The organism is Blattabacterium cuenoti (assembly GCF_014251715.1).
Taxonomy (GTDB): domain Bacteria; phylum Bacteroidota; class Bacteroidia; order Flavobacteriales; family Blattabacteriaceae; genus Blattabacterium; species Blattabacterium cuenoti_M.
In genome coordinates this window covers 558,068-570,122 of the sequence record NZ_CP059198.1, presented here as the reverse complement: position 1 = coordinate 570,122, position 12,055 = coordinate 558,068, and the positions used below count along the sequence as shown (strand labels likewise).

Annotated in this window: 11 protein-coding genes; 7 read left to right on the top strand and 4 right to left on the bottom strand. The window is 23.8% G+C overall.

Features of this window, described 5'->3' with window-relative positions:
* Window positions 1-1,059 (top strand): 3-isopropylmalate dehydrogenase, encoded by a 1,059-nt coding sequence (leuB, locus tag H0H59_RS02805; RefSeq protein ID WP_185862100.1) that lies wholly within the window; start codon window positions 1-3, stop codon window positions 1,057-1,059.
* On the opposite strand, the gene H0H59_RS02800 is transcribed toward leuB, so the two are convergent.
* Complete coding sequence (locus tag H0H59_RS02800) at window positions 1,053-3,671, bottom strand: PD-(D/E)XK nuclease family protein (protein ID WP_185862099.1); 2,619 nt, start codon at window positions 3,669-3,671, stop codon at window positions 1,053-1,055. The genes leuB and H0H59_RS02800 overlap by 7 nt on opposite strands.
* Window positions 3,655-4,590, bottom strand: coding sequence for a bifunctional riboflavin kinase/FAD synthetase (locus H0H59_RS02795; RefSeq protein ID WP_185862098.1), 936 nt, complete (start codon window positions 4,588-4,590; stop codon window positions 3,655-3,657). Before H0H59_RS02795 ends, H0H59_RS02800 begins: the two co-directional genes overlap by 17 nt.
* A gap of 85 nt (window positions 4,591-4,675) precedes the next feature.
* On the opposite strand from H0H59_RS02795, the gene atpD reads away from it, so the two are divergent.
* Window positions 4,676-6,184, top strand: coding sequence for a F0F1 ATP synthase subunit beta (atpD, locus tag H0H59_RS02790; protein WP_185862436.1), 1,509 nt, complete (start codon window positions 4,676-4,678; stop codon window positions 6,182-6,184).
* Window positions 6,185-6,190: 6 nt separating this feature from the next.
* Window positions 6,191-6,424: a F0F1 ATP synthase subunit epsilon gene (locus tag H0H59_RS02785; protein ID WP_185862097.1), complete on the top strand. Its 234-nt coding sequence runs from the start codon at window positions 6,191-6,193 to the stop codon at window positions 6,422-6,424.
* On the opposite strand, the gene pdxA is transcribed toward H0H59_RS02785, so the two are convergent.
* Window positions 6,416-7,456: a 4-hydroxythreonine-4-phosphate dehydrogenase PdxA gene (gene pdxA, locus H0H59_RS02780; RefSeq protein WP_185862096.1), complete on the bottom strand. Its 1,041-nt coding sequence runs from the start codon at window positions 7,454-7,456 to the stop codon at window positions 6,416-6,418. The two genes, H0H59_RS02785 and pdxA, sit on opposite strands and share 9 nt — an antisense overlap.
* A gap of 27 nt (window positions 7,457-7,483) precedes the next feature.
* Here pdxA and H0H59_RS02775 point away from each other — a divergent pair, with 27 nt between their 5' ends.
* A complete protein-coding gene (locus H0H59_RS02775; RefSeq protein ID WP_185862095.1) occupies window positions 7,484-8,089 on the top strand; it encodes a riboflavin synthase in 606 nt (201 codons plus the stop codon).
* Here H0H59_RS02775 and H0H59_RS02770 read toward each other — a convergent pair.
* Complete coding sequence (locus tag H0H59_RS02770) at window positions 8,084-9,670, bottom strand: phosphoenolpyruvate carboxykinase (ATP) (RefSeq protein ID WP_185862435.1); 1,587 nt, start codon at window positions 9,668-9,670, stop codon at window positions 8,084-8,086. The genes H0H59_RS02775 and H0H59_RS02770 overlap by 6 nt on opposite strands.
* Window positions 9,671-9,759: 89 nt before the next feature.
* Here H0H59_RS02770 and H0H59_RS02765 point away from each other — a divergent pair, with 89 nt between their 5' ends.
* The 3 genes from H0H59_RS02765 to H0H59_RS02755 are packed head-to-tail and all read left to right on the top strand — an operon-like array spanning window position 9,760 to window position 12,043.
* Window positions 9,760-10,023, top strand: a complete 264-nt coding sequence (locus H0H59_RS02765) for an acyl carrier protein (protein WP_185862094.1) — start codon at window positions 9,760-9,762, stop codon at window positions 10,021-10,023.
* Window positions 10,024-10,059: 36 nt separating this feature from the next.
* On the top strand, window positions 10,060-11,319 hold the full coding sequence (gene fabF / locus H0H59_RS02760; RefSeq protein ID WP_185862093.1) for a beta-ketoacyl-ACP synthase II: 1,260 nt from the start codon (window positions 10,060-10,062) through the stop codon (window positions 11,317-11,319).
* Entirely contained in the window at window positions 11,309-12,043 is a 735-nt protein-coding gene (locus H0H59_RS02755; protein WP_185862092.1) for a ribonuclease III family protein, read from the top strand. Before fabF ends, H0H59_RS02755 begins: the two co-directional genes overlap by 11 nt.
* The last annotated feature ends 12 nt before the right edge of the window (window positions 12,044-12,055 follow it).

The window sequence follows — 12,055 nt, the reverse complement described above, 5'->3', positions numbered from 1 at the left end:
ATGAAAAAAAATATTTCTGTAATAGAAGGAGATGGAATAGGGCCTGAGGTGATGAAACAAACAATAAAAATTTTAAATTTGATCGCTAAAAAATATGGTCATAATTTTTATTTTAAAAAAACTATAGCAGGATCTATAGCTATAGAAAAATTTGGAACTCCTATGCCAAAAGAAACTATAGATACTTGTTTAAAATCAGATGCTGTTTTATTTGGTTGTATAGGTGATCCAAAATATGATCATAATACTAAAGGAATAAGACCTGAAGATGGATTGTTAGAACTTAGAAAAAAAATGAATTTATATTGTAATATTCGTCCTATAGTTATTTATTCAGAAATAAATAAATCCCCTATAAAAAAAGAATTATTAAATGAAGTTGATTTTGTAATATATCGTGAATTAACAGGAGGAATTTATTTTGGTAAAAAAGGTCGTTCAAAAAATGAAGAAGAAGCTTATGATTATTGTATTTATTCTAAAAAAGAAATTGAAAGAATTGGAGAAATGGCTTTTAGAGCAGCAATTTCTCGAAAAAAGAAAGTAACATTAGTAGATAAAGCTAATGTATTAGAAACCTCTAGATTATGGAGAGAAATTATTATAAAAATGGCATTAGATTATCCAGAAGTTAATCTAGATTTTTTATATATAGATAATGCAGCAATGCAAATTATTATGAATCCTAAAAGATTTGATGTAATACTAACGGATAATATGTTTGGTGATATTCTTTCAGATGAATCCAGTGTAATTACAAGTTCTTTAGGATTATTGCCTTCTGCTTCTATAGGAGATAATAAATCTATGTTTGAACCTATACATGGATCTTATCCTCAAGCAAAAGGTAAAAATATAGCAAATCCTTTAGGTTGTATTCTTTCAGGATCTATGATGTTAGAATATTTTGGAATGGATAAAGAGAAAAATATATTAGAAAAAGCTGTAAAAAATTCCATTAAAAAACAAATATGTACCCAAGATATTATTGATAAAAAAATTTCTTCTACTACTGAAGAAGTAGGGAATTACATAGAAAAATATATTAAAAATCAATAAATTTTTTCTATAATTGGTATTTTTGGATTTAATATTTCATAAATTTTTTTAATAAGAAATGGAAGAAAGTTTTTTATGTAATTTTCATACGTTATATTTATTTTTTTTTTATGAAAAAAAATTATAGGTATTTCTAAAAAATTTCCATATTTTTCAGGAGAAACAATTTCTATAATAGGAGGTTTTTTTTTCTTTCCAAGAAAAATAGAGGATTCAAACCATAAATAAACATAAATAAGTAATTGCATGATATTAGCATAATTTGGATTATTAAAAATATTTTCAATATTTTTTAAAGAAACATTCATTTTTTTTATTTTGGAAAATCCTATTTTGTAATCTAGTATGCGCGTAATTCCGTTACATTCATCTATACGATCAATAATCCCATGTAAGTTTACTTGTATTGATTCAATATTTAATCTGGTAGAAATTTTACATTCTATTTCTTTTAGAAAAATTTTATGTCCGTTTTTAACAAATTTTTCATCCCATGAAATAAAATTTTCTATATAAGTTTTTATTATGGAATAAAATAAAATATTATTTCCTTCAATAACTTTTTGTTTTCCTAAAAGAACTTTTTTTATGGTATTTTTATAAATTTTTCTCATTGTATGAATACAATCAATAGTTATAAAATTTCCTTTTATAGGATTATATAAAATTTTTAATATTTTGTGAATCATTTTTCCTATTTTTTGTTTAAAGGAAATTTCTTCTGGATCATTTAACTTAAGTATTTTTTTATAATAAAATAAAAGAGGATTATAATTATATAAATTAATAGAAGAAGGAGATAACCCTTTAGTTGTTAATTCATGTAAACGCTTAATTATGGATTTTGTTTTTTTTATTACAATAGGAATTGTTTTGAAATTTTTAGAAATATTAGAAATATTGTTTATGTTCTCTATTTTTGAATTTATTTCCATTTTATGTATAAAACGACTTTTTTCTCCAGAATTTATTTCATCTGGATGATTTTTATATATTAAATATGTTTTTTTTGAAGATTGATAAATTCTTATAAAGTGATAAAAATAAAAATCATCATTTTTATAATTTATGTGTAATTTTTTTCGAATATCAAAGGGTATAAAAGAATCATTTTTATTTTTAGGAGGAATAACTCCTTCATTAAAAGAAGTTATGATTATTGCATCAAAATTTTCAATAAAAATATCTATAAAACCTGTTATATATAATCCTCTAGTATTTTTACGTATATATCGTATACTTTCTGTATTAGAAAATTGTTCATATATGTTATATATATCATGTATTCCGGAAAATAAGTTTTCTTTTTTTCTAACTATTATTTTTATTTTTTGCATGTAATCCTCTAGTTTAGAAATAAATTTTAATTCCAAAAAATGTTTATTTTTATTTTTAGAAAGTAATTTTTTTTTAAATTTTCTAATAAAACTAATAATACTTAAAAAAATAATTTTAATATTATGAGTTGGAATTTGAAAAATAATCCATAAATCATTTTTTAAAAAATATTTTTTTATTATATTTTCTGAAATAAAATCTGAATCATTTTCTGTTTTTAATTTTTTTAGTAAAGAATTTTTTTTAAAAAAAAATTTTTTAATATATCCATTTGATAATACTCTTATTACATCTTTTTTAGTGAATTTTTTGAATTTATCTTTTTTCAATAAAAATTGAAATATAGAATAAAAAGTATAATAAATAGGAATATTTTTGAAAGAATAATCTATGTTTAGAGATGTATTAATTCCTAATTTTTTCATAGAACATAATAAAGGAATAATCAAAGAGTTATTTCCTGGAATAAGAAGGATTTTATAAATTTTTTTTCCTTTTTTAATTAGTTTAAATATTATATTTTCTACAATTTTTACTTGTTCTATTTCTTTTGAAACTCCAATTATTTTTAAATTATTAAATTGATAAGAATCAATTGATTTTATATTATTAATATTTAATAAATCATAGACTAATACTTGATTTTTATTATATTGAATTATTTTTTGAAAAAATTTTTTTTCACATTCATTGAATATAAAGTCTTTAAATAATACAATTTTTGTATTTGAATTTTTAGATAAAAAAAAACTTAAACGAGTAATAGTTTCTTTAAAAATAAGACCTGTAGAAGCTCCTCCTTTTTTTAAAAGTTGGGATTGCAAAATATAATAATATTTATGAATATTCTCCCAAAAAAAATTTTTTTCTTGTTTAAAAATATTAGGGTTCCACTTTGTAATTTTTTCTGTAGAAATCATAGAAGAAAAAAAGTGTTCAATATCTACCATACTAAAGTATAAATCTTGAAAATCATTTAATATTTTAGGACCCCAATTAAAAAAATTATTAATTTTTTTATCTAAAAAATCTTCTTTTTTTAAAAGAGAAAAAAAATAAATAAGTATGGAAGATTTATCTAAAATTTTCAAATTAGAAATTTCTTCTAAAAATTTTTCTATTGTAAAAAATACAGTTTTTGATATAAATTTTGATTTATATTTATTTTCAATATATTCTATAACAGCATAATTTTTTGATATAAATATGAATTTTTGATTTAAATCTATTTTATGTAATAAGAATTTAATTATTTGATCAATTTTTTTTTTCAAAAGAGAAAAATTTTTGTATATTTATTTTATCTTTATTAATTTGAATTTTTAATTCTTTAAGTGTATTAAACCTCTTTTCCTCGCGAATAATATGAATCATGAAAATATCTATTTTTTTACCATAAATATTTTTAATAAAATCAAAAATATGTACTTCTATCTTAATTTTTTGATTTTTTTTATTAATAGTAGGATTAACTCCAATATTTAACATTCCCTGATAAATTTTATCTAAAAAATTAATTTTAACTGCATAAACTCCCTTTTTTGGAATTAATTTATTTTCATCTATTTGTAAATTTGCCGTTGGGAAACTTATAATTCTTCCTATGCCTTTTCCTTTTATGACATGACCAGATAAAGTATAAAAATATCCCAAAGCTTTATTTGCCCATTGTATATTTCCTAATAAAAGAGATTCTCTGATATTAGTAGAACTAACTATTTTTCTATTAAATTTATAAGGATTTACTTTTCCAATTTTTAATCCATAACCATGAGATAGTTTTTTTAATTTATCATAAAAATCATCTCTATTTTTTCCAATATGAGAATCATATCCAGTGATAATTTTTTGAATCCTAAATTTAGGATTCAAAATTTTTTTAAAAAAATCTTTTGTACTTAATTTTGAAAAATTAATAGTAAAAGGATGAATGATTAAATGTTCTATTCCTGTTTTTTTCAAATGATCTATTCTTTCATGAAGAGAATTTAAATAAAAAAATTTTTTATTTGGATTCAAAATTTCCTTTGGATGAGGATGAAAAGTTAGCAAAACGGTTGAATATTTTTTAGATTCAAAAATTAAATTTTGAATAATTTTTTGATGCCCTATATGAACTCCATCAAAAAATCCAAGCGTTAATGCACATGGATAAAAAGAAGAAAATTCATCAATAAATGAATAAATTTTCAAAATTTTTTCTATTTTTTTCTTTTACATTTACACTATACAAAGATATATATGGATTTGAATAAATTCAAAAAAAAAGAATTGCATGATGCATAAAAAAAAAATAAAGGGAATCATTACTCAAATTATAGGACCAATAATTGATGTTTCTTTTCAAAATGGGTCTTATCTTCCTAAAATTTATGATGCATTGGAAGTAAAATTATCCAAAAAAAATAAAATAGTATTGGAAGTACAACAACATATTGGAGATAAAAATGTTCGTTGTATTTCTATGGAAACAACAGATGGATTACAAAGAGGTCAAGAAGTTGAAGCTTTAGATAAACCAATTAGTGTACCTGTAGGTATATCTATTAATGGAAGAGTTTTTAATGTTTTGGGGAATTGCATCGATGGATTAGGGGATATAGATAGGTCTATAACTAGACCTATTCACAGTGATCCTCCAACATTTCAAGATTTATCAACAGATACAGAAATTTTGTATACAGGAATTAAAGTCATTGATTTGATAGAACCTTATCCAAAAGGAGGAAAAATAGGACTATTTGGAGGAGCAGGAGTAGGAAAAACTGTATTAATACAAGAATTAATAAATAATGTAGCAAAAGGACATGGAGGAAGATCAGTTTTTGCAGGAGTAGGAGAAAGGTCTAGGGAAGGAAATGATTTATTAAGAGAAATGTTAGAATCTGGAATTATAAAATATGGAGATTCTTTTATGAAATCTATGAAAAAAGGACATTGGGATATTTCTAAAGTAGATAAAGAAGCTGTAAAGGAATCTAAAGCCGTTTTTGTTTTTGGACAAATGAATGAACCTCCTGGAGCTAGAGCTAGAGTAGCTTTATCTGGATTAACATTGGCTGAATATTATAGAGATCAATTTTTAGGAGAAAAAAAAGGACAAGATGTATTGTTTTTTATAGATAATATATTTCGTTTTACTCAAGCAGGATCTGAAGTTTCAGCTTTATTAGGAAGAATTCCTTCATCTGTAGGATATCAACCAACTTTATCTTCTGAAATGGGATCCATGCAGGAAAGGATTACTTCTACAAAAAAAGGATCCATTACTTCAGTCCAAGCAGTTTATGTTCCTGCAGATGATTTAACAGATCCTGCTCCTGCTATTACATTTTCGCATTTAGATGCAACGACAGTTCTTTCTAGAAAAATAGCATCTTTAGGTATTTATCCTGCAGTAGATCCTTTAGATTCCACTTCACGTATTTTATCTCCAGATATAATAAACGAAAGTCATTATAATTGCGCACAACGTGTTAAAAAAATTTTGCAAAAATATAATTCGTTGCAAGATATTATAGTTATTTTAGGAATAGAAGAATTAAGTGAAGAAGATAAATTAATAGTTTATAGAGCCAGACGTGTTCAACGTTTTTTATCTCAACCGTTTCATGTTGCAAAACAGTTTACAGGGATTGAAGGAGAATTCGTAAAAATTGAGGATACTATAAAAGGATTCAATATGATAATAGATGGAGAGCTGGATCATATACCAGAAATAGCTTTTAATTTAAAAGGAACCATTGAACAAGTGATAGAAACTGGAAAAAAAATATTATCAACATAATTTTTTATGCAAATAGAAATTATTAATTGTAATAACATTTTATTTAAAGGAAATATAATTTCTATTATAGCTCCTGGATTGAATGGATATTTTCAAGTTTTAGAAAATCATGCTCCTTTTATTTCTGTATTAGGCGATGGGATCATAAAATTATTTTTAAAAAATTTTGAAAAAAAAATTAAAATAAAAGGTGGATTTTTAAAAGTAAAAAAAAATTCAGTTATTGTTATTTTACAATAATTTAGAAGAAATAAGTTTCATATACTCTTTTCTATTTTTAAATATTTTTATAGCGCTAAAAATAGCTTCTTCAAAAGAATTTTCATTGGCAATTCCTTTTTTAGCTATATCATAAGCTACTCCATGATCAGGAGATGTTCGTATGTGAGAAAGACCTGCTGTAAAGTTAACTCCTTGATTAAAAGTTAATGTTTTAAAGGGTATTAATCCTTGATCGTGATACATAGCTAAAATTGCATCAAAATTACGATAATTTTGATTTCCAAAAAAACTATCTGAAGAATAAGGGCCAAAAACTAACCATCCTTGTTTTTGAAATAAATTATCAATGGCTGGTTTTATTTTTGTTTTTTCTTCATCTCCTATTAATCCATTATCACTGGAATGAGGATTACATCCTAAAACTGCAATTTTAGGTTTTTCTATAGTAAAATCAATAATAAGAGATTGACGTAAAATTTTTATTGATTTTATTATTTTTTTTACGTTTAATTCTGAACTAACTTTTTTTAAAGGTAAATGATTAGTTACTAAAGCTACTTTTAAAAGATTGTGAATCATTATCATCAAAGATTCACCTTCTAAAATATTTTGTAAATATTCCGTGTGTCCAAAAAATGAAAAATTTTTTAAATTCATACATTTTTTATTTACGGGAGCTGTAACAAGAACATCTATTTTTTCTTCTTTTAAAGCTTTTACAGCTTTTTTTAAAGATGTAATAGGATATTTTCCTGAATCTGGATTATTTATTTTTATAGATTCAAATTTAATATCTTCTTTCCATATGTTAAAAACATTAATTTTATGATCTACAATTTCTTTAAATTTTTTTATTTCTTTAATATGATTGATCTCCATATTTAATATTTTCTTATAATAAGAACATAATTTAGTAGATCCGAATAATATTGGGGTAAAAAAATCTAAAAGTCTTTTTTTACTACATACTTTTAAAAAAATTTCTATTCCTATTCCGTTAATATCACCTGTAGTAAATCCTACTTTAATTTTTTTTTTCCTGTAATTCATTTAATTTTAAAAAAATTATAAATAATTATGTTTACTGGAATTATAGAATGTACAACAAAAGTACATAAACTAAATCGTGAAAAAAAAAATCTTTATATTACTTTTAATAATCCATTTTTATATAAAATAAAAATTCCCCAAAGCATTTGTCATAATGGAATATGTTTTACTATTATAGATATAAATAAAAAAACTTATTCAGTCATAGCTTCTGAAGAAACTTTACTATGTACTAATTTAAATTTTTTAAAAATTAAAGATGAAGTTAATTTAGAAAGAGGATTAATGATGCATGAAAGATTTGATGGACACATAGTGCAAGGACATGTAGATACAACTGCTAAAATAAAAAAAATAGAAAATAAAAATGGAAGTTGGTTATTTTTTTTTAAACTTAAAAAAAAATTTAATAATCTAGTTATAGAAAAAGGATCTATTGCTATCAATGGAGTTAGTCTTACTATTATAACATGTAAAAAAAATGTATTTAGTGTTTCTATTATTCCTTATACTTATAAAAAAACTAACCTTCATTTTATGAAAGTAGGAGATATTGTAAATGTAGAATTTGATATTCTAGGAAAATATATCGCTAAATACCTTAAAAAAAATGAGGGAGAACCTATTTTATAAAATAGGTTCTCCAGATGAAATATTTTTATCCGTATATTTTCTATACATTTCAAAATGATTGATAAATTTTTTTGCAAGTATTTTCACTTGAATTCTATACATTTTTTTGTTTTTCCATAAATTTTTTGGATTCAATATGGAAGAAGATACCCCTGGACAATATTTTGGTATTAAAAAATTGAAAACTGGATCTTTTTCATAAGGGACTTTTAATAGTAAACCGTTTAAAGCACTTTGCACTATTTTTCTAGTATCATTTAATTGTATCCTATATCCAGATGAATATTCTCCTGATATTAATCCTGTATTGACCATCCATACATTTATTTCTGTATTATCTAATTTTTTTATTAGCATATTGGTGTATTTTACAGGATGTAAAGGCATGAATGGAGCTCCAAAACATGAAGAAAAAGTAGCTTGTGGTTTTTTTATATTAAGTTCTGTTCCAGCTACTTTAGAAGTATATCCTAACAAAAAATAATAAGAAGATTGTGATCGATTCAATTTTGCTATAGGAGGTAAAACTCCAAAAGCATCATATGTTAGAAAAAAAATGTTCTTAATATTAGAAGATAATAATTTTTTTTCAATATTATTTACGAAATGAATAGGATAGCTTATTCTCATATTTTGGGTAATAGAATCATCTAGAAAATCTACTTCTTGAGTTTCTTTTTTGAAAAGAACATTTTCCAACATAGCTCCTTTTTTTATAGCGTGATAAATCATAGGTTCTTTTTTTCTAGAAATACCCAATACTTTTGCATAACATCCTCCTTCAAAATTAAAAATAATGTTATCACAAGTCCAGCCATGTTCATCATCTCCTATTAAATTTCTATTGGGATCATTAGATATAGTAGTTTTTCCAGTCCCAGATAACCCAAAAAAAAGGGCTGTATCTTTTTTATATTTTCCTATATTTGCAGCGCAATGCATTGGGAACACATTTTTATATATAGGAAGTATAAAATTTAGTACAGAAAATATTGATTTTTTTATTTCTCCTGTATATCCTGATCCTCCAATTAAAACTATTTTTTTAGAAAAATTTAGTATAGAAAAGTTTTTTTGATTTGTTCCATCTTTTATAGGATCAGATTTAAAACCTGGAGCACAAAATAATAACCAATCTGGTAAAATTTTTCCAAATTCAATTTTTGAAAATCTTAAGAAAAGATTATGTACAAATAGATCAGACCATGGATATTCACTGATAGAACGAATATTGAATTGATAACGTTTATCAGAACAAAGATATCCATCTCTAATGTATAATGTTTTTCCAGATAAATACTTAACTATTTTTTTATACAAATGATCAAATTTTTCTGGATCAAAAGATTGATTAAATTTTTTATCCCACCAAACTTGTTTTTTTGTAATGACATCTTTTACTATAAATCTATCTTTGGGAGATCTTCCAGTGAATGAGCCAGTCTTTATTGCTAAAACTCCTGATTTTGTTTCTACTCCCATTTTTTTTTTAATAATTATATTTTGTAATTCATTAGGAGATAACTGACAATTTTCGGAAGAATTAAATATTCCGTAATTTTTTAAAGAAAAAGGAATCATATATTCTATTTTATATATTTCTGCATATTGCAAATTTATATATGATTTATAAAAGTTTACTAATTTTGTACCATAAAAATTATGAGACAATGTATGATATAGCATCCAAAGTAAAGGCTCTTATTGTAGAAAAATTAAGTGTAGATAAAAGCGAAATTATTCCTACTGCTAGTTTTATCAATGATTTAGGAGCAGATTCCTTAGATATAGTAGAACTTATTATGGAATTTGAAAAAGAATTTAATATTAGTATTTCTGATGATAAAGCAGAAAAAATAACAACAGTAGGCGAAGCTATACAGTCTATAGAAGATCTTTTAAGAGATAAAAATAATATTGAAAAACCTAATTAATTAAAAAAATATTTTTTTATGGATGAATGAAATGATATGGAGGATTTGAAAAAAGTAGTAATTACTGGAATTGGATCTATTACTCCTATAGGAAATAATGTTGAAGAATATTGGATTTCTCTTATTAGCGGAAAAAATGGTTGTGCTCCTATTACTTATTTTGATACTAAAAAATATAAGACTAAATTTGCTTGTGAATTAAAAAATTATGATCCAAGTCTTTTTTTTAGTAAAAAAGAAAGAAAAAAATTAGATCCTTGTGCGCAATATGGAATTGTAGCTTCTGAAGAAGCTATAAAAAATAGTGGAATTAATTTTTCTAAAGAAAAAAGAGAAAGAATTGGAGTTATTTGGGCATCTGGAATTGGAGGTCTTTTAAATTTAGAAGAATCTATTTCAGATTATGTAAATGGAGGAAAACTTCCTAGATTTAGTCCATTTTTTATTCCTAAAATGCTCATAGATATTACTGCTGGTTTTATTTCTATGAATTATGGACTTCATGGACCAAATTACGCTACCGTATCTTCTTGCGCATCTTCTTCTAATGCCATAGTAGATGCTTATCATTTAATATGTTTAGGAAAAGCTGATATTATGGTAACAGGTGGATCTGAAGCTGCTATAACACAAAGTGGAGTTGGTGGTTTTAATGCTTTACATGCTTTATCTACTAGAAATAAAGATTATAAAACAGCTTCACGTCCTTTTGATGAGGATAGAGATGGATTTGTTTTGGGAGAGGGCGCAGGATGTCTTGTTCTTGAAGAATATAAACATGCTAAAGAAAGAGGAGCTTATATATATGCTGAAATAGGAGGAGTTGGCATGTCTGGAGATGCTTATCACATAACGGCTCCTCATCCAGAAGGAAAAGGTATTATTTTAGCTATGGAAGCGGCTATAAAAGATGCAAAAATTAAATATCAAGATGTTGATCATATTAATTCTCATGGAACTTCTACAAAATTGGGAGATATTGCAGAAGTAAAAGCTATTCAAAAAGTTTTTCATGAAAAAATATATAATATATATATTAATTCTACAAAATCTATGACAGGTCATTTATTAGGTGCAGCTGGAGCAATAGAAGCTATAGCTTCTATACTTCCTTTAACAAAAGGAATTATTCCTCCAACCATAAACTTGTTTCATATAGATAAAAATATAGATACAAAAATTAACTTTATTCCCAATAAAGCTATAAGAAAAAAAGTACAAATTAGTATATGTAATACTTTTGGTTTTGGAGGACATAATGTTTGTATTTTATTCAAAAAAAAAAATGTTTTTTAATTTAAAAAAAAATGAAAATTATATTTTGATTCAAAAATTAATAAAAATATTAGGATTTTTTCCAAAAAATACAAAATTTTTAAAAGAAGTATTTGTATATAGTTTTTCTGCAAAAAAAGGAAATTTAAATCAAAATTATTCTATTTCTTTTCAAAGATTAGAGTTTTTGGGAGACGCTGTATTAAATTCTATAATATCGCATTTTTTATGCGAAAAACTTCCTGAAAAAAAAGAAGGTGAGTTAACTCAAATACGATCTAAAATAGTATGTAGAAGAAATTTAAATGAAATTTTTAAAAAATTAACTCTGACAGATATTTTTTTTAATAAACCTGTTATATCTGATAATATATTGGGGAATACACTAGAAGCTTTAATAGGATTTATTTATTTAGAAATAGGATATCAAGGATGTAAAGATTTTGTACATAAAAAAATATTACAGACTCATGTAAATATTACAAAATTACAAAATGAAATTTTTAGCTATAAAGTATGGATTATTGAATGGTCTCAGAAAAATAAATTTTTAATAAATTTTAAAACTTTTAGAGAAGGAGAAAAAAAAAATAAAAATATAATTATTTATTTATCTGAATTTACAGTATCAGAATGTGGAATACAAACTGAAGGAAGAGGAACTTCCAAAAAAAAATCAGAAGAAATGGCTGCAAAGGCGGCTTATTTTCTTGTTCAAAAACAATGTTCAAAAAATACATCGTAAAGAAAATATGTT

Excerpts from the sequence above, each read along its gene's own strand:
- leuB (WP_185862100.1), top strand. The coding sequence starts at position 1 with ATGAAAAAAAATATTTCTGTAATAGAAGGAGATGGAATAGGGCCTGAG.
- atpD (WP_185862436.1), top strand. The coding sequence starts at position 4,676 with ATGCATAAAAAAAAAATAAAGGGAATCATTACTCAAATTATAGGACCA.
- H0H59_RS02785 (WP_185862097.1), top strand. The coding sequence starts at position 6,191 with ATGCAAATAGAAATTATTAATTGTAATAACATTTTATTTAAAGGAAAT.
- pdxA (WP_185862096.1), bottom strand. The coding sequence starts at position 7,456 with ATGAATTACAGGAAAAAAAAAATTAAAGTAGGATTTACTACAGGTGAT.
- H0H59_RS02775 (WP_185862095.1), top strand. The coding sequence starts at position 7,484 with ATGTTTACTGGAATTATAGAATGTACAACAAAAGTACATAAACTAAAT.
- H0H59_RS02770 (WP_185862435.1), bottom strand. The coding sequence starts at position 9,670 with ATGATTCCTTTTTCTTTAAAAAATTACGGAATATTTAATTCTTCCGAA.
- H0H59_RS02765 (WP_185862094.1), top strand. The coding sequence starts at position 9,760 with ATGTATGATATAGCATCCAAAGTAAAGGCTCTTATTGTAGAAAAATTA.
- fabF (WP_185862093.1), top strand. The coding sequence starts at position 10,060 with ATGGAGGATTTGAAAAAAGTAGTAATTACTGGAATTGGATCTATTACT.
- H0H59_RS02755 (WP_185862092.1), top strand. The coding sequence starts at position 11,309 with ATGTTTTTTAATTTAAAAAAAAATGAAAATTATATTTTGATTCAAAAA.